This window comes from uncultured Chitinibacter sp. (assembly GCF_945957625.1).
In the GTDB taxonomy this organism is placed as follows: domain Bacteria; phylum Pseudomonadota; class Gammaproteobacteria; order Burkholderiales; family Chitinibacteraceae; genus Chitinibacter; species Chitinibacter tainanensis.
The window spans coordinates 65,053-90,627 of the sequence record NZ_CAMFLP010000010.1; the positions used below are offsets into that span (position 1 = coordinate 65,053).

The 25,575-nt window shown below is 59.2% G+C and carries 20 protein-coding genes; 3 read left to right on the plus strand and 17 right to left on the minus strand.

Going from position 1 to position 25,575, the window contains the following annotated elements:
- Position 1 precedes the first annotated feature (1 nt).
- The 3 genes from mrdA to QV747_RS11975 are packed head-to-tail and all read left to right on the plus strand — an operon-like array spanning position 2 to position 4,028.
- A complete protein-coding gene (gene mrdA, locus QV747_RS11965) occupies positions 2 to 1,936 on the plus strand; it encodes a penicillin-binding protein 2 (protein ID WP_051259007.1) in 1,935 nt (644 codons plus the stop codon).
- On the plus strand, positions 1,929 to 3,041 hold the full coding sequence (gene rodA, locus QV747_RS11970) for a rod shape-determining protein RodA (protein ID WP_028450325.1): 1,113 nt from the start codon (positions 1,929 to 1,931) through the stop codon (positions 3,039 to 3,041). The genes mrdA and rodA overlap by 8 nt, the downstream gene beginning before the upstream one ends.
- A 15-nt stretch (positions 3,042 to 3,056) precedes the next feature.
- Positions 3,057 to 4,028, plus strand: a complete 972-nt coding sequence (locus QV747_RS11975; RefSeq protein WP_273431262.1) for a septal ring lytic transglycosylase RlpA family protein — start codon at positions 3,057 to 3,059, stop codon at positions 4,026 to 4,028.
- An 87-nt stretch (positions 4,029 to 4,115) separates the two neighbouring features.
- Here QV747_RS11975 and QV747_RS11980 read toward each other — a convergent pair whose 3' ends face one another.
- The 17 genes from QV747_RS11980 to QV747_RS12060 all read right to left on the minus strand — a co-directional run bounded on the left by QV747_RS11980 (position 4,116) and on the right by QV747_RS12060 (position 25,489).
- Positions 4,116 to 6,935: a bifunctional diguanylate cyclase/phosphodiesterase gene (locus QV747_RS11980; RefSeq protein WP_288791513.1), complete on the minus strand. Its 2,820-nt coding sequence runs from the start codon at positions 6,933 to 6,935 to the stop codon at positions 4,116 to 4,118.
- 113 nt (positions 6,936 to 7,048) lie between these two features.
- Positions 7,049 to 8,359, minus strand: a complete 1,311-nt coding sequence (gene argA, locus QV747_RS11985) for an amino-acid N-acetyltransferase (protein WP_028450327.1) — start codon at positions 8,357 to 8,359, stop codon at positions 7,049 to 7,051.
- A gap of 99 nt (positions 8,360 to 8,458) precedes the next feature.
- Positions 8,459 to 9,922 carry an undecaprenyl-phosphate galactose phosphotransferase WbaP gene (gene wbaP / locus QV747_RS11990; RefSeq protein ID WP_273431259.1) on the minus strand — a complete coding sequence of 488 codons (1,464 nt, stop codon included), beginning with the start codon at positions 9,920 to 9,922 and terminating at the stop codon, positions 8,459 to 8,461.
- Complete coding sequence (locus QV747_RS11995; RefSeq protein ID WP_273431257.1) at positions 9,919 to 11,019, minus strand: glycosyltransferase; 1,101 nt, start codon at positions 11,017 to 11,019, stop codon at positions 9,919 to 9,921. The genes wbaP and QV747_RS11995 overlap by 4 nt, the downstream gene beginning before the upstream one ends.
- Positions 11,016 to 11,864 (minus strand): glycosyltransferase, encoded by an 849-nt coding sequence (locus tag QV747_RS12000; protein WP_273431255.1) that lies wholly within the window; start codon positions 11,862 to 11,864, stop codon positions 11,016 to 11,018. The genes QV747_RS11995 and QV747_RS12000 overlap by 4 nt, the downstream gene beginning before the upstream one ends.
- Entirely contained in the window at positions 11,864 to 12,373 is a 510-nt protein-coding gene (locus tag QV747_RS12005) for a GNAT family N-acetyltransferase (protein WP_273431253.1), read from the minus strand. Before QV747_RS12005 ends, QV747_RS12000 begins: the two co-directional genes overlap by 1 nt.
- On the minus strand, positions 12,364 to 13,170 hold the full coding sequence (locus QV747_RS12010; RefSeq protein ID WP_273431251.1) for a glycosyltransferase: 807 nt from the start codon (positions 13,168 to 13,170) through the stop codon (positions 12,364 to 12,366). The genes QV747_RS12005 and QV747_RS12010 overlap by 10 nt, the downstream gene beginning before the upstream one ends.
- The gene (locus QV747_RS12015; RefSeq protein ID WP_273431249.1) at positions 13,167 to 14,276 is read right to left on the minus strand and encodes a glycosyltransferase; all 1,110 of its coding nucleotides are present in this window, start codon (positions 14,274 to 14,276) and stop codon (positions 13,167 to 13,169) included. The genes QV747_RS12010 and QV747_RS12015 overlap by 4 nt, the downstream gene beginning before the upstream one ends.
- On the minus strand, positions 14,269 to 15,279 hold the full coding sequence (locus QV747_RS12020; RefSeq protein ID WP_273431247.1) for a glycosyltransferase family 2 protein: 1,011 nt from the start codon (positions 15,277 to 15,279) through the stop codon (positions 14,269 to 14,271). Before QV747_RS12020 ends, QV747_RS12015 begins: the two co-directional genes overlap by 8 nt.
- Entirely contained in the window at positions 15,276 to 16,586 is a 1,311-nt protein-coding gene (locus QV747_RS12025; protein WP_273431245.1) for an oligosaccharide flippase family protein, read from the minus strand. The genes QV747_RS12020 and QV747_RS12025 overlap by 4 nt, the downstream gene beginning before the upstream one ends.
- Positions 16,587 to 16,736: 150 nt before the next feature.
- Positions 16,737 to 17,012, minus strand: a complete 276-nt coding sequence (locus tag QV747_RS12030) for a hypothetical protein (protein WP_052190474.1) — start codon at positions 17,010 to 17,012, stop codon at positions 16,737 to 16,739.
- A complete protein-coding gene (locus QV747_RS12035) occupies positions 17,009 to 17,608 on the minus strand; it encodes a hypothetical protein (protein ID WP_273431242.1) in 600 nt (199 codons plus the stop codon). The genes QV747_RS12030 and QV747_RS12035 overlap by 4 nt, the downstream gene beginning before the upstream one ends.
- Entirely contained in the window at positions 17,601 to 19,199 is a 1,599-nt protein-coding gene (locus tag QV747_RS12040; protein ID WP_273431240.1) for a hypothetical protein, read from the minus strand. Before QV747_RS12040 ends, QV747_RS12035 begins: the two co-directional genes overlap by 8 nt.
- Positions 19,196 to 20,389: a type II secretion system F family protein gene (locus QV747_RS12045; protein ID WP_273431238.1), complete on the minus strand. Its 1,194-nt coding sequence runs from the start codon at positions 20,387 to 20,389 to the stop codon at positions 19,196 to 19,198. The genes QV747_RS12040 and QV747_RS12045 overlap by 4 nt, the downstream gene beginning before the upstream one ends.
- The gene (locus QV747_RS12050) at positions 20,389 to 22,086 is read right to left on the minus strand and encodes a GspE/PulE family protein (protein WP_028450337.1); all 1,698 of its coding nucleotides are present in this window, start codon (positions 22,084 to 22,086) and stop codon (positions 20,389 to 20,391) included. Before QV747_RS12050 ends, QV747_RS12045 begins: the two co-directional genes overlap by 1 nt.
- Positions 22,086 to 23,660 (minus strand): lipopolysaccharide assembly protein LapB, encoded by a 1,575-nt coding sequence (locus QV747_RS12055; protein ID WP_273431236.1) that lies wholly within the window; start codon positions 23,658 to 23,660, stop codon positions 22,086 to 22,088. The genes QV747_RS12050 and QV747_RS12055 overlap by 1 nt, the downstream gene beginning before the upstream one ends.
- Positions 23,657 to 25,489 (minus strand): pilus (MSHA type) biogenesis protein MshL, encoded by a 1,833-nt coding sequence (locus QV747_RS12060; RefSeq protein ID WP_273431234.1) that lies wholly within the window; start codon positions 25,487 to 25,489, stop codon positions 23,657 to 23,659. Before QV747_RS12060 ends, QV747_RS12055 begins: the two co-directional genes overlap by 4 nt.
- Positions 25,490 to 25,575: the final 86 nt, after the last annotated feature.

Consider the following 25,575-nt stretch of genomic DNA (forward strand, 5'->3'; position numbering starts at 1 on the left):
CATGAGCCGGGTGGTGATGAATCATCATAATGAGCGCAACGCTTTCCAGGTGCGGCTGGCGGTAGCGATTTTGTTTGTGCTGCTGATGTTTTGCGTACTCACTGGCCGTTTTGTCTGGCTACAGGTCTTGCAGCATGAGCGCTATCTGACGCTGGCCGAGCAAAACCGGATTTCGCTGGTGCCGATTCCGCCCTCGCGCGGGATTATTCGTGACCGCAATGGCGTGGTACTGGCGCATAATTTCTCGGCTTACACGCTGGAAATCACCCCATCGAAAGTGGGCGACCTTGAAGACACCATCACCCGCCTCAAAGGCATTGTCGAGATCACGCCCAAAGATCGCCGCCGCTTTAAAAAGCTGCAGGAAGAAACCAAAGACTTTGAAACCCTACCGATCCGCACCAAGCTCACCGATGAAGAAGTGGCGCGCTTTGCCGCGCAAAGCTATCGCTTTCCCGGGGTAGAAATTAAAGCGCGGCTGTTTCGCCAATATCCGATGGGCGAATCAGCAAGCCACCTGATCGGCTACATCGGCCGTATCAACGATCGCGACCTCAAGCAGCTGGATGAAGATGGGGTACTGCCCAATTACCGCGGCACCGATCACATCGGCAAGCTCGGGATCGAGCAAAGCTACGAAGCGCATCTGCACGGCCAAACCGGCTTTGAGCAGGTGGAAATCGATTCGGGTGGCCGCGCGGTGCGCACCCTTAGCCGCACCCCACCGCAAACCGGCAAAGACCTGACTCTCGCCGTGGATATGAAGCTGCAGCAGATGGTGGAGCAGCAATTTGCCGGCCGCCGTGGCTCGCTGGTAGCGATTGATCCGGCCACCGGTGGCATTTTGGCCATGGTGTCCCAGCCCGGCTTTGACCCGAATCTGTTTGTTGATGGTATCGACCCGCAAACCTGGACCGAACTCAATACCTCGCTGGATAAGCCCCTACTCAACCGCGCGATTCGCGGTGAGTACCCGCCCGGCTCGACCTTTAAGCCCTTTATGGCGATTGCAGCGCTGGAGCTGAATCTGCCGCTGGTACACCAGACCATCAGCGATCCGGGTTATTTTGTATACGGCGGCCACCGCTTTAATGATTCGAAAAAAGGCGGCTATGGATCGATGAACTTTGACCGCTCGATTCCGTATTCGTCAGACACCTATTTCTATCAGCTGGCCGTACAGATGGGGATTGATAACATCGCCAAATCGATGGCGATGCTCGATTTCGGCGTGCCCACTGGCGCCGATCTGCCGGGCGAGCGGCCCGGGATTTTGCCAAGCCCCGAATGGAAGAAAAAGCGCTTTAAAAAACCGGCCCAGCAAAAATGGTACTCGGGTGAAACCGTTTCGATCGGGATTGGCCAGGGCTATAACGCCTTCACTCCGATGCAGCTAGCACACGCCACCGCCACCATCGCTAATCGTGGCGTGGTATTTAAACCGCACGCGGTGTATTCGATGACCGACCCGGCCAGCGGTAAAACCACGCTAGTCGAGCCCAAACCAGTGAAAACCCTACCGTGGAAACAGGAAAATATCGAGCGGGTGATTCGCGGCATGGAAGGCGTGATGACCGTCGGTACGGGTGCCGGGGTGTTCCGCAACGCCCCCTACACCTCGGCGGGTAAAACCGGTACCGCGCAGGTTTTCAGCTTGAAAGGCGCCAAATACAACGCCAACGCGATTAAAGAGCGGCTGCGCGACCACTCGTGGTTTATTGCGTTTGCCCCGGTGGACAAGCCCAAAATCGCGCTCGCGGTTATTGTTGAAAATGGCGGCTTCGGTGCGCAAGCCGCGGCGCCGATTGCCCGTAAAGTGCTCGATTATTATCTGACCGGCAAGCTGCCAAGCGACCCCGCCGTCGCCGCATCGGGCGTGGCCAGCAAAGCGGCCAGCGAAGTGGTCGAGCAGGAAGGAGTAGTACCTCGTGATTAGACATCTTTGGGAACGGATCAAGCGCCCGGTCGATCCTTGGTTATTCCTGTTCATCATGTTGCTGTTTGCGGTATCGAGCGTGGTGCTGTATTCCGCCTCAAATCGCGACCTTGAGCGGGTGATGGATAAAGTCACCTTTATGGGCGTCTCGCTGTTTGGCATGTGGTGTATTGCCAATATCAAGCCGCGTATTCTGATGCAACTGGCACTGCCGGGCTATGCGCTGGGGGTATTGCTGCTGTTGGCGGTCGAGTTTTTCGGCATCACCAGTCATGGCGCCACCCGCTGGCTGAATATCGGCATTACCCGCATTCAGCCATCCGAGCTGATGCGACTGGCGCTGCCGCTGATGCTGGCCTGGTATTTCCATCATTTTGAATCGACGCTGAATTGGCGGCATTTTGTCGGTGCGGCGCTGATTATTTTGGTGCCATTTGCGCTGATTCTGAAGCAACCCGATCTGGGTACGGGCCTATTGATTGCTTCATCGGGCTTTTATGTGCTGTTTTTTGCCGGCCTGTCGTGGTATTTCCTCGCCTTTATGAGCGTGGGCATCGGCATTTTTGCCTACATCGTGACGCACTGGAATCTATGCGTGCAGGTGCTGCATGAATACCAGTGCCGCCGCATTGCCACCATGCTCGACCCGATGGCCGACCCACTGGGCGCCGGTTATCACATTATTCAGGGCACGATTGCGATTGGCTCGGGCGGGGCGTTTGGCAAGGGCTGGCTGGCTGGCACACAAACACATCTGGATTTCATCCCTGAGCGCACCACCGACTTTATCTTCGCCGTGTATGGCGAAGAATTCGGCCTGCTGGGCAACTGCGTTTTGCTGATTTTGTACTTGCTGGTGATTTTCCGCGGGCTGATGATCGCCAATAGCGCCAACACCCTGTTTGGCCGCCTGCTGGCCGGGGCGATTGCGATGAACTTCTTTACCTATGCCCTCGTCAATATGGGCATGGTCTCGGGGATGCTGCCGGTGGTCGGTGTGCCTTTACCACTGATTTCATATGGCGGTACCTCGATGGTTTCGATTCTGGCCACCTTTGGCTTGTTGATGAGCATCCAGCGCGACCGCTCGTTAATGAAAGGCTAAGCGCAAGGACACAGCATGCGATACAGCAGCAAGGGTATTCTACTGGGCTCATTGATTTTGGCGGCCTGCAGCACTACACCTCCACCCAGTACCACCCCGAGTAAGCCCGCGCCTACGCCTCAGCCTAGCACCGCCCCCACGGGCCCAACGCTCAGCAGCAGCCCATCGCCCTATCGCTGTGAATACAGCCCCAAAACCGGCAATGGCGCGTTTTACAAAGACGATGGCCCGATGAGCGATCTGCCGGCCAATCTGGATTACATTGCCGAGCCAGCGCCCAAGTGGGAACCGCTGCACAAATGGGCCAATCGCCCCTACACCGTACTCGGGCTGTCGTTTAGCCCGCTGGCCGCGCCCGGCCAACTGCAGGAGCAAGGCATCGCCAGCTGGTATGGCCGCAAGTTTCATGGCCAGAAAACCAGCACCGGCGAAGTCTACGATATGTTCCAGATGACGGCGGCTCACCCGACGCTGCCGCTGCCGAGCTACGCCCGGGTGACCAATGTGAAAAACGGCCGCAGCGTGATTGTGCGCGTGAATGATCGCGGCCCCTTTCATAAAGGCCGGGTGATGGATTTATCCTTCCTCGCCGCCTGCCGCCTTGGCTATGCCACGCAAGGTAGTGCTGAAGTTCGCGTTGAAAGCCTGCTGCCGGGCGACGCACCAAGCACCGTGATTGCCGCGGCGCAAGTACCAGCGGCGACGCCGGCCCCAGTCAGCCCGAATCTGCCACGCCCGATCCCGGTAGCTGATCAGGGGGGTGGCGTGTATGTGCAGCTGGGGGCGTTTAGCTCGTTGCAAAATGCCGATAACTTCAAAGCGCATCTGGCGCGCGAGCTGGATCGCGATACCGACAAACTGGTGATCCAGAGCGATGGCAAATTGCACCGGGTGAAATTGGGCCCTTATCGCAACCGCGACGCTGCACTAGCGGCCATTGCGCAAATCACTGGCGATAAAAACCTGCAGGCCGTGGTCGCACGCTAGTACGCCAGCGCACCCGATCCTGCACAGATACCCAACCCCAGTATCATCATGGCAAGATCGATTTGATTAGGATCTAGCTACATACCCCTAGCGCAAACCCGGATGGTCGCGCTGGGGTTTATCCAGCCAGTAGCCCTGCACCTGATCGACGCCAAATTCCACCAGCATTTTGAAAATCGCTTCGTTCTCGACGAATTCGGCAATCGTCGTTTTGCCCAGATCGTGGGCAATGCTCACCATCCCGCGCACGAATACCTGGCTGTCGTGGTCGTTTTGCAAATCGCGAATAAACAGCCCATCGATTTTCAGTACGTCGGCCTTCAATTGCTTCAGGTAGGCAAACGAGGCAAAGCCCACCCCGACGTCATCCAGACACACCACACACCCCGTGGCACGCAGTGCATCAATAAAGCGCTGGGCATCGGTCATATCCGACACCGCCGAGGTTTCGGTCAGCTCCACCAGCAAGCGCTTGGGCTGCACGCGATATTGCTTGAGCAGATTATCGATATACGCCGGCAGCTCAGGGTCATCAAACGAACGGCCCGAGACATTCACCGCGATGGATGGGCAAGATGGGAAATTAGCCAGCTGCTGGATCACTTTATGAATCACCCAGCGGTCCAGTTCCAGAATCTTGCCGCTTTTTTCCGCATGCGGGATGAAATGCCCCGGCATAATCACGCCGCCAGGCGAATCGGCATCTTTCATCCGCACCAGCGCTTCCAAGTGCGCCAGTGATTTGTCATGACAGTGGTAAATACCCTGAAAATGCAGCTCGAAGCCATCATGCTCCAGCGCATCCATAATCCGCTCTTTCCACGATAGCCGCGTCAGCTCATTGCGCGAATGATCGGCATCGGGGTGATACAGCCGCCACGTGCCCTTGCCGGCGGCCTTGGCCTGATACATGGCCGAATCGGCATGCGCGACCAGATCTTCGGCATTGTCGGCATGCAGCGGATACAGCGCCACCCCCACCGAAGTGCGCGGGCGAATCATGTGCGTGCCGGTATTAAACTGGATTTGCGCAATCGAGCTCACAATCCGCTCGGCCAGCTTGCTGACTTCAAATTCGCCACTTTCCGGCAGCAAGACGGCAAATTCATCCCCGCCCAGCCGTGAGAGCACTTCATGCCGGCGCACCTGCTTGCTGATTTCGCGGGCAATACTCTTCAGTAGCTCATCGCCCACCGCATGGCCGAAGCTATCATTTACATGCTTGAATTCATCCAGATCAAAGAAGATCAGCGCCATCGATTGCTGGCGGCGATCCGCTTCGGACACCATCCGCTCCAGCTCTTGCTGGAAGCGGTGGCGGTTATACAAGCCCGTGAGCGCATCGCGCTCGGCCAGGTTGACCATATGCTCGGCCAGCGCGCGCTGCTGGGTGACGTCTTCGTACACCCACATCCGCCCGTTGGTTTCGCCTTTTGGGTCGAGCACGCGGTAGCAGTTTTGCACCACGATGCGGCCATCATTCATGGTGATCTCGCCAAAATCGACGCGATCCTCCATCAGCGACAGCTCTTCGAGATAAATCGACAAAATATCGCCCAGCGCCGGACGATTATCGGCCTGTTGCAACACCTGCCCTACCGGCCGGTGACTGAGCAATTCGGCACTGGAAATGCCCCACAGCTCGCAGAAAGCCGGGTTAAAAAACACCACCCGGTTATCGTTATCGAGGAACAACACCCCAAAGCGCATCGCCGCCAGCAGCGCCATCATCCGCGCGCGTTCACTCTCGGCGCGCTGCAGATAGCTTTGTCCTAGCGACTGAATTTGCCGCAGCTCTACCACCGCTTTGCGCAGCGCCAGACGGTCGTCTTTCATGTCGGAGTTATCGCGCAAACTGGCGCGTAGGCCCTGATATTGGCCTTGATTATCAAACAGTGGCAACCAGCTGGCCGAAGCCCAGAACAGCGCGCCATCGCGACGCACGGCGCGGAATTCATAATCTTGCTGCATCGATTGCTCGAGCAGCGCCTGCCGCAGCGCCCCATCCAGGCGCGCCCGCTCTTCGGGCGTGGCCAGCGACAGTGGAAAATCAGGCAGCAGATGACATTCATTCACCGAATAACCCGTCAGGCGCTCAACCGAAGCATTCACCCACACCAGCTTACCTTCGGGGTTGAGCCACAGCTCGGCACTATAGGTATGGTCGGCAATGGCGTGAAACTTGGCCTCGGATTGCGATAAGGCATACACGCGATCGCGAATCACCCGCGCCATTTCATTAAAACGGCGGGTAATTTGCGCAACTTCATCATTGCCTTGCGGCTCGGCCAGTGCCTCAAAATGCCCTTGGCTGGCGGTCTCGGCTGCGCTCAGAATGCGATACAAATGCCGGGTGAGCCACACGCCCAGCATGGTCATCAAAATCACCGTGGCCAGCAAGCCCACGGCCAGCCCGAGCGCGCTTTGCCAGATCAGCCGGCGCGCGGCATCATGCATGATGACATTGGAAATCCCGAAGCGCAGTTCGGCCAGCGCCTCACCACCTTGCTCGATGCGGGTGGCAGCATGGGTAATCACGGTATCGCTTTGCGCACCAACCGAGCTGGTATTGGGTTTGGGTAAGGGCTGCGAGACATCCCAGCCCCGCGCGGCGATGATCTGCTGGCGACTATCCAGCAGCACCAGATAATCAATTCCTTCGGTCGAGCGAATCCCATCGAGCAGATCGCTGGCTTTGGCCAGATCGCCGCTGGCCATCGGGGCGGTAAACGCGGCACTGAGTAGCCGCGATAATTCCTGCACGCGCACTTCACTGACCTGGTGCACCATCTCGGTCCAGATGCGGGAAGTATTGAGCAGCAGCACCAGCAATAATGCGGCTTGCACCAGAATACTGGCGGCAATCAGCCGGCTGCGCAGCGAAGAAAAAAACGGGCGGACAAGCATAGTCTTGAGCTTACTATCAGTTCGCCGCTGCGCACTAGAAAAGCCGTTGATCGGCGTAAAAAACGCTGCAGTTCTGCGGGTTTTCACCCGCAAGGGCAGCAGCACAGCCGGGCTTAGCGGCTCAGCAGTTTCACAAATACTTTCGAGCGGCGCTGATAGTTATACAGCTGCTTTTTCTCGATCGGCAAATCATCCACAGCGGCCTGCTTAAAGCCGCGCTCGACAAACCAGTGGCTGGTGCGTGTGGTGAGGGCAAAGAGTTTTTCCATGCCCATGCCGCGCGCCTGCTGCTCCACGTGGCGCAAAAGATCGGCGCCGCGGTCTTCATCGCGATAATCCGGGTGAATTACCAAGCAGGCGAGCTCGGCCATTTTGCTTTCCAAAAATGGATGAATCGCCACAATGCCGATGATCTTGCCATCGTGCTCCAGCACCGAATAGCGATGAACTTCGCGCTCAAGCAATTCGCGCCCGCGCTTCACCAGCACGCCCTGATCTTCCAGTGGCTCGATCAGCGCCAGCATCCCGCCGATGTCATCGATGGTGGCGTGGCGCAGGGTTTCGAGCGAGGCGCGCGAAATCATGGTGCCGATCCCATCGTGGGTAAACAGCTCCATCAACAGGCTGCCATCCACATGGTGCGTAATCAGATGCGCCCGCTTCACACCATAGCGCACCGCGCGAATCGCACAGGGCAGATACAGCCGCACGTCTTCGTTGACCTCGGGGTGATCCTGCAAAAACTGCTCGGCCTCAATGGCGGTCAGCTCGGTTTGCAGCTCGCCTTCGTCATTTACGACGCCTTGCTGGCCAAACATAAACAGCAGTTTGTCGGCTTTGAGCGCAATGGCGGTACTGGTGGCGACATCTTCCAGCGTTAAGTTAAAAATTTCGCCAGTGGGCGAATAGCCGATGGTAGATAGCAGCACCATTTCGCCATCATCCAGCCGGTAGTTAATCGCGGTGGTATCGACCTTGCGCACCTCGCCGGTGTACTGCAGATCAATGCCATCGCGCACGCCCATCGGCTGGGCGGTCACAAAATTGCCGGCCGAGACACGGATATCGGCATTGGCCATCGGCGAATTGGCCAAACCCATCGACAGCCAGGATTCGATCTCCACCCGCACATGGCCGGCAGCCTGAATCACGCATTCCAGCGCCTGGCTGTCGGTCACCCGCACCCCGTGATGATATTGCGGCGCCAGACCACGCTCGGCCATGCGCGCCTCAATTTGCGGCCGGGCGCCATGCACCACAATCAGCCGCACCCCCAGACTGGTTAGCAGGTTAATGTCGTGCGTCAGCGTGGCAAATTTGCCATCACGCACCACCTCACCGCCCAGGGCCAGAACAAAGGTCCGCCCGCGAAAAGCGTGGATATAAGGTGCGGCCTGCCGAAACCACTGTACGAAATCTTGCATTGATCTAGCCTTTTGCCCCTTGGGGCAAGCAAACACTGGCCAACCGGGGTATATCGCCCCGATCAAATATTATTAATACCTAGCTGGCAATACCCACCATCAGTATGCGCCGTGCCCACTGACCACCGTGCGGATGGTTTTGCAGACAATCGCGATGTCATACCACAGGTTCCAGTTTTTCACATACCACGCATCCAGCGCTACCCGCTCGGCATAGGTGGTGTCATTACGACCGGATACTTGCCACAAACCAGTCAGCCCCGGGCGCGCTTCAAGATAAAAATCTACTTTATCGCCGTAGCGCTCGAGCTCGGCGGCGATCACCGGCCGTGGGCCAACCAAACTCATTTCGCCTTTCAGCACATTCCATAATTGGGGAATCTCATCCAGGCTGGTTTTGCGCAAAAACGCCCCGATGCGGGTGATGCGCGGGTCGTTTTTCAGTTTGAAATCTTTATCCCATTCCGCCCGCGCCTCCGGATCGGTGGCCAGCAAACGCTCTAACACTTCCTGACTGTTGTGCACCATGGTGCGAAATTTCCAGCACTTAAACGGCACGCCATTCATGCCGATCCGCTCGTGGCCAAAAAACACCGAGCCCGGCCCGCCTTCTTGCTTCACCCGATACAGCACATACAACAACAGCGGCGAGAGCAACAACAGCCCCACGCTGGCGCCAAAGAGATCAAAGGCACGCTTCAGCCGGATTAAAGGCTTCACCATCAGATTATTGCGCACCCGCAGCAGCAACACTTCATGGCTAAAGAAGTGATGCGGCACCACGCCAAACAGCGGCAATCCGGCAATCGGCGGAATAATGTGGATGTCTTTGTAGCGCAGCGATAATTGCTCCACTTGGCTACTGAGCTGTTGCAGCTCATCCTGATTCACCGCCACCACCACATGCGGGCGGCCATTGGCAGCCAGCCACGGCAGTAATTCTTCGCGCGCAAGCTTCACCACCGGCAGGCGTTCGTCGCCAAACACCAGTTCATCCTCAGCATCCGCCTCGGTAGACACAAAGGCCTGCACGCTAAAGCCCAGCGTGGGCTCGGAATGCATGGCGCGATAGGCGTCTTGCGCATTCACCCCAGCACCGATAATCACCGTCGGTAATTGCCACAGCCCGGCGCGCAGCAGCGCGCGCTTAACCAGATGGCGGCAATACGGCAACAACACCAGCGCCAGCCCCCACGACACCGGCCACAAAAACCGCGACACGGTAAATTTACCCAGCAGCACCAGCATGCCATTGAGCAAGGCCGCCAGCAGCAAGGCGCGCAGCACTTCCAGTAGTTCATCCCAGAACGGCAAGCGCAGGCTGTAATGCCCGCGCCACCAGAAGCTGGCCACCGTGATCAGCGCCAAACCTAGAAACGCCAGCCCTTGCTGCTGGCCTTCCCACACCCACCACAGCTCCATGCTGGCGCCGATGCGGTGATAACGGAACAGCCACAACAGCAGCATCGCCAGCCCGAATGACAAGGCCAAGGCGGCAAAATCGGTCAGCGCGAGCCAAGGCTTGGCCCGCTCGGCATGCAGGTGTTTTTCTTCTTGCATCATGGTGTTTCCTGCCCCTGTGGGGGAATGCCGTAAGCGGCGTACAAATCATTCATCATCCGGCGCAATGAGTAATGCGCCTGCGCAAACTCACGCGCAGCATCGCCCAGCTGGGCGCGTGCCTCGGCATCGGCCACCAGCCGGCGCAGCGTCTGGCTAAATTCGTCAGCAGTATTGACCAAATAGCCATTGATGCCGTTTTGCACCAGATCGCGGTTGCCCACGACATTGGTCGCCAGCACCGGCAGGCCGGCCGCCATGGCTTCGATCACCGCCACGGGTAAGCCCTCCCAGCGACTGGTTTGCAGGTAAATATCCAGCTGCGCCATCTCGCGCAGCGCTACAGCACGCTCGCACCAGCCCAGCACCTGCACCCCTGCAGCGCGTAGTGCCGCTTCACCACTGGTATCTCCACCACCCACCCAGACAAAATCAACCGGCAAATCGCGACATTGGGCCGCAATTTCGGCAAATAGCTCAGGATTACGCGCCAACGTCACCCGACCCACCGTGCCGATACGCAGCCGTGCGCCACCCGGGCGCGCGGGGCTGATCAGCGCCAGATCAATGGCGTTATTCACCACCCGTACATTCGGGCTAAGGTGGGTGCGGATTTCCTCTGCTTCGGAGGGCGAGCACGCCAGAAACGTCACCGGCACCCCAGCTAGGATTTTCTCAATCCCCAGAAAAATACTATTTTTCAGGCGGCCTTCGGCCCGCTGCAAAAACGACAAACCATGCGGCGAGAAAAACCAGCGCGGCCCACCCGGCTCGGCCCACAAGAGGCTCACCAGTCGGCCAATCGCGCCAGCCTTGCTTGAATGCAGATGGACGACCTCGGGCTGCAAATCACGCAGCCAGCGATACAGCGCCCGTCCGGCCCGAAAATCATTCAGCGGATGAATTGCGCGCTGCATCGGCAGATGAATACAGGCCACCGCACTGGCAAATAGCGCGCGCCAATTGGCCGGCGTTTCTTCGCGCACCGAATGGATCACCGTCACTGCATGCCCATCAGCCGCTTGCTGGTTGGCCATGGCCGACACCATCGACAGCGTCCCGGCCCCAAAAGATTCAACCACATGCACGATCCGGCTCATTGCGTATCCTCCGCCGCAGGCCGCGGTGCGCGGCGCAAACGGGCTTTGAGCTTAAAGGCCAGCTCATACGGTAAGGCCAGTAGCGCCAGCGTGCGGGCGATGCCCGTCAGTGCGGCCGGGCTGCCATCAAAATAGCGCCGCTGCAGTTTTAATCTCGACTGCAGCTGAATGCGCCGCTTGCCCAGCGAAATACCGTTCGGGTCGAGTTCATAGCGAATTAAAACATCCGGTAAATTGGCCACCTGGTACTGCCGTGCCAGTGCCCAAAACAGCGCGTAATCTTCAGCCGCCGGCACATCCAGCGGATACCAGCCCACCGCCTCGGCGGCACTTAACTGAAACAGCACGCTAGGGTGAATGTAGGCCGAGTTTTTCTTCATGTAGCGCAAAATCTCGGCATGAGCGCACGGATGGCGTAACACAAACTGCTCAACCCCCGCCTGATCGACGAAGCTAGCGGCGCCGCCCACCAATACCACCCCGGGGTGTTGCTCTACAAACGAGAGCTGGCGAGCGATGCGATCAGATACATTGCAATCACCACAATCCAGCCGCGCTATCCACACATAGCCACGCGCCTTGGCCCACTGCAGGCCGGCATTCAGCGCCCCTTCAATTCCCTTGTTTTGCGCGAGGGATAAAATGCGTAAAGTACCTTGACCGGTAAATGCTGCCTGCGCTACTGCGCGGTCTAGCGGCGCTTTAACACTGCCATCATCCACCACCAACACATCGCAAGGCTCATTGGGCCCGATGCTGGCCAGCGATTGGGCCAGGCCAGCCGGATTGTTGTAATGCGGGATCAGCAGCAAGACCGGCTGCGACGGTTTAATCTGTTCGTCCATTAGCTTTCCAGCACGGCAAACGCCGGGTGGTAAATAATTTCGCCTTGCGCCTGTTGCGAGCCAAAGGCGCGCGAGAGCACATACTCGGGCGGAATCCCAGCCGAAGTCAGGGCCGGGTCGGCGCTAAAACCAAAGCGCTGATAGTAGCCAGGCTCGCCCACCAGCACACAGCCTGCCGCCCCCATGGCTTGCAATTTATGCAACACGGCCTGCATCAACTGCTGGCCAATGCCTTGCCCTTGCAGCGCCGGCAGTACGGCCAACGGCGCAATGCAGTACCAGCCCTCAGCGCTCATCGGCAACTGCACTGGCGAGGCACACACCAGCCCGCACAGTTGCTCACCCTGCCAGGCACACAGCGCCACGCTCAGGCCGCCCTGCGCGCGCAAGGCCTCCACCAGTCGATATTCCTGATTTTGGCTATGCGGATGCTGGGCAAAGGCCGCTTGCAATACAGCCGTGATGGCCGCAGCATCGGCGGCCGTTGCCGCCCGGATGGTCAATTCCATTTCCCCATTCCCAACAAGCGTTTCAGTCGCCGCGCCACAGTTAAAGGCAGCAGATACGAGGCGCCGGCCTTGGCCAGCTTCAGTGCCGAGCGCGGCTGCCAGTCGAAATACCGCCACAGCAATTTCAGCCGCTGGCCTTGTTGCAAGCGGCGTTTGCTCATCGAAATACCGGCATCGTTGTATTCGCTGCGGGTCAGCACTTCGGGCAAATTGGCCGTTTGATAGCGGGCTACAAACTGCCAGAACCAGGCAAAATCTTCCGCCGCCTTGCAGTCGGTGGGATACAGGCCCAGCTCGCGCACACCCGCCATGCGAAACATCACGGTCGGATGGGTGAAGGCATTGTCATCATGCATTTGCCGCACGATCTGGGCATGGCTTTGCGGCTGATGAATGGTAAAGCGATCACCGCTGGCATCAAAAAAAGTCACCGCGCTGCCGACTAGATACACCGCGGGCTGCGCATCCAGAAACGCCGCTTGCTTGGCAAAGCGATCGGGCGCAACTACATCATCGCAATCAAGCCGGGCGCCATATTCATAGCCGGCAGCCAGCATGGCTTCCAGCCCGGTATTCAGCGCATATTCAATGCCGCAATTATGCGGCAAATAGTAAAACTTCAGCTCGCCCTGCGCGCGAAATGCCGCACGCGCGGCAGCTTCATCCAGCGGCGCACGGGTGCTGCCATCATCCACGATCACCACATCCAGCGCTTCATCCGGCCCAATCGAGGCCAAGGAGGCACAGAGGCCGGCCGGATTATTAAAATGCGGAATCAGTAAGGCCACACGATTCATTGCGAGGTTCTCGTACTGGCCAGCAAACTGGCCCAGCGGGCCAAAATCTGGCTTTGGGCATAGTGCTGCGCCCGTTTAAACAGGAAATTTTGCAAGACCAGCGCCCGCTCTTGCTGGCGCTCGATCAACTCGGCCAGCGCAGCGCCCGTGGCGTCGGGCACCACAAAATCACTGCGCCGATCGCCAAATAGCTCGTACACGCCGCCGGCATTGGTACTGGCCACCAGCACCCCCATCGGCATGGCTTCGAGCACCACCAGCGGACAACCCTCAAAACTGGAAGTCAGCAGCAGCACATCGGCCTGCGCCAGATAAGCAGCGACATCGGCCTGGCGCCCGGCAAAATGAATCTGCGCCCCGAGCTGACGTTCGGCCACCTGTGCCGCCAGCTCGGCTTGCAATGGGCCGTCGCCAACAATGGTCAGCGTGGCGGCGATGCCACGCAGATTGAGGGCGCTCAGGGTATCTAGCCACAGCTGCGGCTGTTTTTCTTCGGCAATGCGGCCCACAAACAATAGCCGCAGCGGCGCACCTGGCGCCCGTGCTTGCCAGCGCGGCCAGTCTTGCTCAGCATCGACAAAATTGGGCAAGACCTGCCAGCCGGCGCGCGGCGGCATTTCCAACCAGCGGGCCAATGAGTTACGCGCATGCTCAGACACAAACACCAACTCCGCCAGGCGGCGATACACCCACTGGCAGGCATGCCGGTGCACCGGGTTCATCCGCGCGAACTGATCCAATTCAAACAGCGGGCCATGCACCCAGCCAATCACCCGCTTGCCCAAACCAAAGCTGGCGGCGTAGGCCATATACAGCGGCAGCAAAAAAGAGCCGGCCAGCACCACATCGTGCTCACGCACAATCTGCCGCACCGCGCGCCAACCCCGCCACCACGTCTGCGGGCGCAGAGGCTGCCATTGGGTGGAAACATCAACCACCTTGACCTGCTTAATCCGCTCGCGCCATAAATTGCTACTGCCACCGAGCAACACCAGCGTCACCTCAAAGCCCAAGGCGCACAGCCCCTCGCCCACCAGCACGGCGCAACGCTCAACGCCACCAAGGCCAAGATCTCGCAGCAAAATCGCAACGCGTGGTTTAGCCATTTTTTAGCACCTGCCACAGCCGGTCGGACATCACTAAGCGCGCGGCTTGCTTCAGCACGCGTGGGCGTTCGGCTTGCGGCGGCGGCATCTGCAATGCCAGCCGCAGTACCGCTGGCGCATCCAGCAGGCTCACCCCGCGGCTACGCTGCAGCGTATCCAGCCACCATTCGCCCAAAGCGCCACGGCTTTCTGGGCGTAAGGCCAGCAGCTGGCGGAAGAAATCGCACATCCAGCGCCATTCGGCATGATTCAGTAAACGGCTCGGTTCGGCCAGCTTGGCAAACTCGGCGGCCAGTGGCTGCAAAGCCAGCGGTAGGGCATGGCCAGCGTAGTCTTCGCGCACACGCTGCGCGGTAATCAGCAAGGCGGCTTTTTTGGCCTGCGTGACTTGCCCACGATGGGTGCGATACTGCAGCAGCACTTGCGGTACATTGCCAAAGCGCACGCTGGGCTGCCGGGCAAGCTGGCACCACAGGGCATAGTCTTCGGCATGCGGCGCATCGGCTGGGTATGGATGCGCTTTCAATAAGCTCGTGCGCGCCAAAATACTTGGGTGAGCCAGCGGGGTGTTAAACAGCAAAGCCAAACGGATCTGCGCATCGGTCACGGGCGTATGCCACTCGCCGCGCCGCTCGCCAATAAAGCCAACCCAGCTGCCGCACACATCTAGCTGCCACTGCGCGCAATAGCCCAGCTGCACCGCCAGCCGCTCTGGCCGGCACAGATCATCCGCATCAATGCGGGCAATCCATTCCCCGCGCGCGGCGGCAATCCCCTCGTTCAAGCTGGCAATCAGGCCACGATTTTCGCGGGTAATCACCCGAAAACGGCTATCGCGCTCAGCGGCCGCCAGCAAAATCGCTAGGGTGGCATCGCTAGAGCCATCATCAATAGCTACACACTCCCAGTGGGTATAAGTCTGCACAGCAATACTATCAATGGTTTGCTGCAGATACTCTGCCGAGTTAAAACACGGCAATACAAAAGACACCAGCGGATTCATGCTTGCCCCTCTACCACGGCAGCTTGGCGCACGTGAGCCATCACTTGCCGCGCCCGCCAAAAAAAGGCCAGGGTGATAAAGCCTTCGACCAACAACACCGACTGCGCCGCCCGCAAGCCGGCTTGCGTCGCACCGGGCACCAGCGCGCACATCAGCGCCACATTCAGCACCCCGGCAGCAATCAGTACACGGCTAAAGTAGCGCTCTTCACCAAACACCAATAAGGTTTGCTGACCAAACACCAGCGACACCGCCCCTAATAGCACCACCGGAGCAAACCACCACATGATCAGTTGCGAGTCGCCCAGCGCCACTAGGGCGCGGGTGAGGCCCGATTGCGCGCCGAGCCACTCTTGCGCTAGCGGGGTAAACAGCGGCAAAAACAGCGCCAGCGCCAGCGTCATCGCCACCCCAACGCCGCCTTGCACCCACAGCGATTTGCGTATCAGCCGCAGCGCCGCTGGCGGCTCATGCGCGGCCAGCTGGGCGATGCGCGGATACATGCCCTGCACAAACGGGCCAATCAACCCCTGCGCGATATACACCAGCTTGCTAGCGGCGGCGAATAAACCCACCTGCAGCGGCGCGGCAAACATTCCCAGCAATACGGTGGTTGAAGTGGTGTAGAGGCTAGTAGACACTGCCGAGAGAAAAAACGGCCAGCTCAGCTTTAATACCTGACGTATCTCGCTCAAGGGCACAATTTGCAAAGCGGGGCGAGCAATACCCCACCCGGTAGCCCACCACAGCAAACCCGCCAGCATTTGCGGTGTGGCCTGCAAAATCACAGCCAGCGCCACATCGTCAGGGCTATTGACCCAATACAGCAAAAAGCCCAGCGTTAGCGCGCGGGCCAACACCATCAAGCCAGAAGCCAGCTGCAGCTTTTCAAAACCTTGGAAATACCAGAGCGGGAACAGCACCGCGCTCGCCACATACAGCTGGCTCCAGAAAAACACCTCGGCATGGGCGCGCCAGCTATCCAGCCCCAACGTGAGGGCGAACAAAAGCACGCACGAGGCCAGCATCAACAGCAGCTTGGCCCAGGTAACTCGCCAGAAAATCCGCGCCGCCGCCTGCGGATCATGCCGCGCTTGCGCGACTTCGCGCACCGCCGAGAGATTAAAGCCAAAGTCGGTCAGCAACACGCCATATTGCACGCAGGCAAAGGCAAAGTTCATCACGCCAAAGCCTTCGCTTCCCAGCTGCACCAGCAGAAAAGGGAAGGTCACGAAGGACACGACGTAATTGAGGCCCTGTACCAGATACAGAGCCAGAATATTCGATCTTAAACGGGCAGCGCTCACCCACACACCTCAAGGCCAATCTCGCACCGGCGAGTGCCGCCATTTTACGCGCTTTCGCAAGCTGGCCTGTAACAGTATGCGCACGGCAGCGGGCTGAAAATTACCCCGTTCCAACCTGCGTGCACGGTACAAGTGCGCGGGACTTTGCGGCTAAGGCTGTTGCTGCCCGGGGCGCAAGCCGGCCGGCGGCGTTGCCTCAACCCCATTGACCCAATGCACCTGGCGGCGTGGGCCTTTGAGCTGGCCATCGTAGCGCAGCGGAGCGGGCGTGGCGTCAGCCGGTGCTGCTGCGGCACTGCGCTCGGTGGTGAGCTGCTGGGCGCGTTCGTGCGGATTAAAAAACAGCCGCCCCCAGGAATCGGCCGCCAGCCCCAGCGGGCTAAGCGCCAGCAACACGGCACACACCGCCAGAGCCAATCGCTTCATGGCGCCTCCGCATCATGCATGGTGAGTACATCGTAGCGGCAATCCAGCCGCAGCGGCAGCGCCTGAGCCGGCACGCGCTGCCACAGGCATTCACGCGCCACAGCCTGCCCCGGCAATTGCCGCAACTGGGCATGCAGGGTAGAAAAATCCCACTCGGAGCCGGCCTGCCACTGCAGGTGCAGCTCACTGGCATACAGCGCCAGCCCCTGCTCGGGCGTAGCCCCTTCTTTCAGCCGACGCGGATTAAGGCTGTAGCTCAGCTGCCACTCCGGGTGCACGCGCGCCAGTGCGGCCAGTTGCTCGACCCAAGCCAGACGATTTTCCGCGCCCAATACACCGCGGCGCTGCAGCTGACTGGCTAATGACTGATGCCGCTGTACGGCATCCCACGCCAATTTAGCCGCTTCGGTGCTGGCCACTTGCGCGCGCAGTCGTTGCTGCTGCGCATCCAGCTCGCTCTGGCTTAACCACACATAGCCTTGCCCCACCAGCAATAACACGCCCGCCATCAGTAGCGCGGTGCCAAACCACAGCACTGGGCGGCGTATCAGCGCGTAATCACTGCGTCTGAGCTGCGACCAAATAGCATCACTCATGGGTTAACTCCGGGGTAGGCCAATTAAGTTGCAGCACAAAATCGGCGGGTATTGCTCTGGAATCGGCCACCTGATTAAGTTGTGGCTGGATACTCGCCTTAGAGCGGATATCCAGCGGCCATTGCACCACGCTAATCTGCACAGCGGCCAGATCGTGTTGCAACGCTTCTTGGAGCGCCCGCACTTGCTGCAAAGATTGTCGGTGCGCCTGCCGATCGGCCACCCGCCCGCGCAAGGTGAGCTGCTGCGCCAGCCATGGATTGGGCTGCGCCTGCGGATCGGCCACCTGCGGCTCGGCTGGCACCGCACCATTCGCCGCGGCATCGGCAAGCACAGCCGGGGCCAGCGTTTGCCACTGCACTTCATCCAGCGTTAAACCCGGCAAACCCAGCAGTACCTGGCTCACCGCCTGCAGCGTGCGCTCCGGATCGGGCGCTGCCTGCAAATGCTGCTCGGTAAAGCGGGCCATGGTCTGCAAGCGCAAGGGTGCACTGGCCGCCGCACCATGCAGGCGTTGACTGTATTCACGCTCCTCACGCTGCAGATGTTGCCAACGCTGCTCAGCCAAACCCAGCTGCTGCTGCAATTGGGTAGCCTGCCACCAGCTTATGGCGGCCAGCCCCGCGGCCAGCAACACCAACACCACCGCCCACTGATACAAGTGCCGCCCTAAGCGGTACAACCAATCGTATTTCAGCACCGCAGCGGGAGCATACTGATTGGCCAGCTTGCCACTCACCAGTAGGCGTAGCAGCGACTCTAGCCAGTGCTCGCTGTGCACGGGTAGCCGCAGGCGCTGCGCCAGCTCGCCCTGCGGCGTTTGCAGCTGCAAATCAAACGCGCCAGCTTCCTCGCCCAGGGCCGCCGACAAGCCACCCATCGCGGCCAGCTGAGGGCCATCAACCAGTAGCCACACGGGTAAGCGCACATCGCGCCCTACCAGCCGCAAAGTGCTCAGATATTGCCGCGCACGGTGTAATTCGCTGGCTAGATCATGTAATTGCTCATCCGGCTGGCTTGCGTGGCTGGCATTAAAGATCGCCAGCCGGCTAAAGCGCAGCCCCTCATGGGTAAAAAAGCTTTGCCGCCATTGCCCGGGGCGCAAACTACTCATCACCAACACCTGCGGCGGATGCTGCGGTATCCGTTCCAGCAAGGCTTGCGTGAGCAGCGCCAGCGAATACACCCCGACTACCGGCCATTGCCGCGTCAGTAAGGGCGCCATCACCCGCTCCAGTAGTTCACCATTGAGCAAGGCCGCGAGCTGCACCCGATCGGGCTCGCCGCGCCGGCCGCGGCGCAGTAGCCGCGCCTGCCGATAGGCAGTGGCGCGAAATTGCTGTGCCAGGCGCCGCTGCAAGAGTGCTTGCCGATCCCGCCCGCCCAGCCGCGGGATCTCCTCTTGCAGCACATCTTCTTCCACCAGATCAGTAAGTACAAAGCAGCGATATGGCCCGCGCGCCGCCAGCCAAGCAGCCCAGGCCTGCTGGCCAGCGTCATCCAGCCCAAATTCGGCCAGCAAGCTGGGTGCCGCGGGCTCGGCATACACCGCGAGGCGATCCTGGGTCAGTAAGAGAATCAGCGTTTTCATCGCAATTGACTGATGGTATCGAAAATCGGCCCGAGCACCGCCGACATAATCCAGGCCAATAGCAGCCCTAAAATCACGGTCATCGTGGGCTCAACCAGTGCTTGCACGCGCTCAATTGCCTCTTTGATATCGCGATCATAAAAATACGCCACATTGGCCAGCGCCCCATCGAGCTGGCCGGTGTTTTCGCCGATCCGCAGCATACGCAGCACCAGCGCCGGAAACAGCCCCACCTGGGCAAAGCTGGCACTCACGCCCTGCCCCTCGCGAATTTGTTGCCCCGCCTGCGCGACTGCAGCGGAGAGCACCCGATTACCCATAATGCCCTCGCAAATCTGCAAACATTCCAAAATGGGCAGCCCGGCGCCGTAGAGCAAACCAAAAAAGCCGGCAAAGCGCGCCAGCACGATTTTTTTCACAATCGGCCCCAACACCGGCAGGCGCAGCAGATAGCCATCGGCCTGCATTTGAAAAGCCTCATCCTGCTGATAGCGCCAGCGGCCTAACAGCACCAGCGCCACAGGCAGACCAATAATTGCCCACCAGGCATTGGCAAACAGGGTAGAGAGCCACAGCAGTAGCTGGGTACTGAACGGCAAGGTCTGCTTCATCGCAGTGATAAATGCCACTAGCTGCGGCACCAGATAAATCAGCAAAAAACACACCACCGCAAACACCAACACCCCGACAAACGCCGGATACATCACAATCCGGCGCATGCGCGAGACCAATTCATCCTGCCATTTAATTGCCTCGGCTAACTTACCCAGCACCGTAGGTAGCTCACCGCTGGCTTCGCCGGCACGGATCAGGCTCACAAACACCTGATCAAACACCTGTGGATGCGCGGCCATGGCTTGGGATAACTGCTGCCCGCCTTCGATATCTTCAATCAGATTGGCCGCAATTTCGCGCATTTGCGGCTGATCCACGCTATCGCGCAAATCAACCAGGCCTTCCAGTAGCGGCACACCAGCGCGGGTCAGTTGCTCCAGATGAAAACAAAATTGAATCAGCTCACGGCGATGAATCCGCCGGGCGCCCCACCAGCGCTGCGGGGCCGCCCGCGCCTCAATTAAGGTGAGCTGCAGGCGCGCCAGGCGGATTTCCAAGTCGGCCACATTGGTAGCGGCCATCTCCCCTTCCCGAATGCGTCCGCCCGCTTCGGCGGCCCGATAGCGAAACTGCATCAGCTCACCCGCTCAGTTAGGTCAATCACCCTTGCGATTTCTTCCAGCGCGGTTTCCCCGGCCAAGACTTTGCGGCAGGCATCATCGGCCAGCGGCACAAAGCCTTTGCGCAAGGCTAATTGCCGGACTTCGCGCTGCGAAGCACGGCGGGCAATGAGCTCATCGAGCTCACCATCCAGGCGCAGCAACTCCATCACCGTGGTGCGCCCGCGATAGCCCTGATGCTCACATTGCGGACAACCCACTGCGCGATAAATGGTTTGGGGCTGGCGGATACCGAGCAAACGCTGTTCGAACGCATCGGGCTGATAGGCTTGTTTGCAGTGCGAGCACAGAGTACGCACTAGGCGCTGGGCAATAATGCCGATGATATTGCCGGTGAGTACGTCGGGTAGCACGCCGATATCCAGCAGCCGCGGCAAGGCGCCGACTGCCGAGCTGGTATGCAGGGTGGAATACACCTGATGCCCGGTCATCGCGGCACGAAACGCCATTTCGGCCGTATCCCGGTCACGAATCTCGCCAATCAGGATTACATCCGGGTCTTGCCGCATCATGGCGCGGATGCCGTTGGCAAAATCCAGCTTGCTCACTTCATTCACCGAGGTTTGCCGGATCATGGGCAGCGGATATTCCACTGGGTCTTCCAGCGTCATGATGTTCACCGCCACCGAATTAATGTGATTCAAAATCGAATACAGGGTGGTGGTTTTGCCCGAGCCGGTGGGGCCGGTGACCAAAATGATCCCCTCCGGGCGCGCAATCATCAGCCGCAATAGATCAAGGTTGCTCCGGCTCAAGCCAAGCTTATCCAGCGGCACCAGGCCTTTTTGCCGATCCAAAATCCGCAGCACCAGATTTTCACCCCAGCTAGTCGGCTGCGCCGACACCCGAAAATCCAGGCTACGGCCCGACAGGGTGAGCGAAATTCGGCCGTCTTGTGGCGCCCGGGTTTCGGCGATATTCATCCCCGAGAGCACTTTCAGCCGCACCACCATCGCCGGCCAATAGGTTTTATGCAGCGCGCGGATTTGCCGCAAGACCCCATCAATGCGGTAGCGGATCCGCACAAACGAAGGCTCGGGCTCGAAATGCAAATCTGAGGCACCCCGATTCACCGCATCGGCCAAGAGCGCATCAATCAGGCGCACCACCGGCTGGCTGTATTCAGCCTCGGCCTGCGCGAGGCTGCCGTAATCAATTTCGCCCGTTTCGATTTCGTGCAAAATGCCATCAATCGAGAGCTCGAAACCATAATATTGGTCAATCGCCCTGACGATATCCGACTCGGCTGCCAGCAGCGCTTCGATCCGATATTGATCTCGGGTCTGCAGCCGCAGCTGATCCAGCGCCACCAGATTATTCGGATCCACCATCGCCACGGTAAGCACTGCCGCCGCGCTATCCAGCCCCACCGGTAAAGCCAACAAGCGTTTGGCCAGCTCTTTGGGTATCAGCCGGATCGCCTGCAAATCCGCCACGGTGCGGCTCAGATCAATGCTGTGGTGACCGAGATTTTCCGATAGCGCTTCGCGCAGCACCCCTTCCGAAACAAAGCCCAGCGCCACCAGTAGCTTACCCAGCGGGGTTCCCGAGCGCCGTTGCTCCAACAGCGCAATGCGCAGCTGGTCTTCTGTGAGCAGCCCTTTTTCAACCAGCAGTGCGCCGAGGGGCAGAGTTTTCTTGGTATTGCTCATCAGTAGCCCGCCAATCGCAATTGCGCCAGCCGAGCCTCGGCGGCCGCACTGGCAAACTGCGCTGGCCGCTGCTGCGCCAGCTGCAAGGCTTGCTGATAAAACTCGGCTGCCAGCTTGCGCTGCCCTAGCTGATCCAAACTCACCGCCAAATTAAACGCCAGATCGGGCTGACTGGGGTCAGCCTGCCAAGCCGAAAAATACAGCGCCTGCGCTGCCGCCCATTCCCCTCGCTGCGCATGAAACTGCGCTTGGGCGAGCGGGTTGCTGAACTCACCACCTTGCTGAGTGCTTTGCGCCGCCATGGCTTCATTACCACCCGCAGCCTGCAAGCTGCGCACAGCTTGTTGCACCGGCGCATCTTGCGGATTCAGCGCGAGCAAATGCTGGTAAACCCCTAGCGCGGCGGGGGTATCATCCCGGCGCAAATAAATCGCGGCCAAGCCCAGCAAGGCATCGCGCTGGCGCGGTTCGCTCTGCAACACCGCCCGATATTGCCGCTCTGCCAGCGCTAAATCTCCCCGCTGATACGCCTGATAGGCCGCCTGAACTGTGCTGGGCGCACTGGCCACGGTGCGCACAAACCGTACCTCGGGTGGCGCGAAGGTTGCTGGCAGCTTTGGCACAGGGGCGGCAGCCGGCTCTTTTACATCCTGGGTATTGCCAGCAGAATCAATATTCTCTTTGGGTTCAGACGAATACCCTGTAGCCATATTGGATGCATCTGGTTGCGACTGCGCCAGAATGGCCGCCACCTCGGCGCCGGGGTCAGCCGTCGCCACCGCCGAAGCCGGCGCACTGGCGATGACGCGGGCAGGTGCATCGCTACTGCGCGTGAGCTGCTGATATTCCCAGCCCAACCACGCGGCCATGCCCAGCAAAAAAACCGTGCCGCCAAGCGCCAGCCAGGGCAATAAGCCACGCGATTGGCTACGAGTTTGGCCGGCCCACCAGCTAGTGGCAGGCGGCGAAGTGCTGGTGGTATCGGGCGCAGGGGGAACATTCACAACCGTTGCTGCTTGCGCGGTACTGTCAGGCGCTCGCGGGGCAGGCGCAGCTACCTCAACCGCCGGGGGCACAATCACCTCTGCCGCGAGCTGATCACTGGCCATCGTTTCCTGCTGCGGCAACTCAGCCTCGATTAAGCCCGCCTCGGCTAGTAATGTTTGCCGAACCGTGGCGGGCTCGCGATTGGGTTCCGCATCCTCAGTCGTTGCGTCGGCCGCTAAACTTAGCGGAGTATCTATAGACGAAGGCTGCTCAGTACCGATATCGACTGGCAATGCATGTCCAGATTCCGCATTGCTTGCGCACACATCGATGAGCGCAGATGTGGCTGTGGCCGTTGGCGGGCCGCTTTCCCAATCCAAAGTGGGCCACGACGTCTGCGACTCCAGTTCTGTTGCCGCTGGGGGCGTGGGCTCGGCGGTGGCGTTAGCGGCTGAATCCGCATTTAAATCAGCAGCAGGCGTTTCAAACTCCAGCTCCAGTGGCGGCTCAGTCTTTTCGGGCGCAGCATCGCCTTGTTCTCGCAGCCGCGCGGCGTCTTTAAGCGCCTGCAAATACGAGCCGCTCATTGCGCTCTCGCTTTGGCCGGCAATGGCACTAGCCCGCCCTGAAAGGCCGATAGCTCTTGATCACTGCTACGCTGAAAAAAATCGTCCCCCGGCAAAAAACGCTGATCACTGGCCTGCTCGGCTGCAAGCCCTTGCTCGCGCACCACAATCGGGCGCAAAAACACCACTAGCTCAATCTTGCTGACCTTATCATCGCGATAGCTAAAGGCATCGCCCAGCACCGGCACACGCGACAGGCCTGGCACCCCCTGCCGACTGGTGACTAATTTGTCTTGAATTAAGCCGCCGAGCACGGCCGACTGGCCGCTGGCGATTTTCAAGGTGGAATCAAACTCGCGCACCTGCAAAACCGGCACGAGGCTTTGCACTGGGCGATCCGAATTACGGCTGATCAGAGCCACGGCGGGGTCTTCAACATAGCTACTGATATTGGTGATTGTGGGGCGCACATTCATCGAAATGAGCCCGGTTTCCGCTACCTGCGGCGTCACCTGCATCACTAGGCCCACCGGCACGGTATGCAGGGTGGAGGTGTAGGTGCGGCCAGTGACCACACCGTCGGTGTTTTTATCTTCTTCAAGTTGCAGCGTAAAATACACCTGCTCTTCGACCACTTTCATCACTGCGGTCTGATTATTCAGCGCAATGACCTTGGGGCTGGATAGCACGCGGGTGCGGCCAAACTGCTCCAGTAATTTAAGTGTGGCGGTAAAGTTGCTGCCCTTGTAGCTCAGGTAAGTCATCGGAGCCGCGCCCAGATTGGCGCCAACCAGACTTTGCCCCAGCGACCAGCCCGAGCCGGAAGCGATACGGCTCCAATCTACTCCGGCCTGATATTGGTCACCCAGCGCCACCTCCACGATGGTGGCTTCGATCATCACTTGCCGCTGGGCCGAGGCCTGCACCATGGCCAGAAACTCGGCGACTTTTTGCTGATCTTTGTGGGTGGCGCGCACACTGATGGTGCCGCTTTCCGGATTCATAATCACCTGATTGGCCGGAATATTCACCGTCGTCGCCCCGACCACTGTAGTGGCGTTGGCTTGCTCGGCGCGGCTTTTACCGGCATCGGCAGCGTTTTTCTCGGCTTTGCTCAGCGCCTCGGTCAGCGCCACGGCGGTTTTGGTATCGGTAGTTTTCTGGCTCAAGGTTTGATTAAGCTGGGTGGCCACATTGGCTAACACCGGCTGGGTCAGGGATGTGCTAGTCGGAGCACCATCACGAATGCCAAGCATTTCTTTTAGATTGGTTTCTAGTCTTTTCCAGAACTGATGTGGGTTTTCGCTGTCAATGCTGGTAGTTGAGCTATTGCCACGACTATTTGTCCCAGTTTGGCCGCCCGTGGTTACCGAATTCAGAATCGCCACATTGGCCTTCATATTGCGCGAGAGATTGAAGTAATCGACTTTGTAGGTTTGCAGATAAGGTCGATCAGGCATCACCGTGAGCACGCCCTGCTCAAAACGCCAATGAATATCCACTTGGCGGGCAATTCGGGTCAGGATCTGCGGCAGGGTTTGGTTGATGGCATTGAGAGTCACCACCCCTTGCACTTCTGGATGCACATCAACGTTAATCCGCGCGTCGCGAGCCAGCGCAAATAAAAGGTTATGCACGGGCAGCTGGCTCACTACCACGCTGTAGGTTTCCAAAGGCGCACTGGCCGCGGGCTGTGGCAGGTAGGGGATCACTTTAACCGGCGCCGGGATCTCATCGCTGGCCGCGACGGCCGAGGCCTGTAAATGCCGGCCTGCGACGGGAGATAAGCCAGTGGTGCCTGCGCACCCCGCTAGTAGCCCAATACCGATCGCCAACGCCAGCTGTCGCATGCGAAATCCAGTCTGAAAAGGAATAGCCTTATTCTAGGAAACCCCATTGCAAATGCCAGCTCACAGTAAGAATCGCTCCGTCAAGA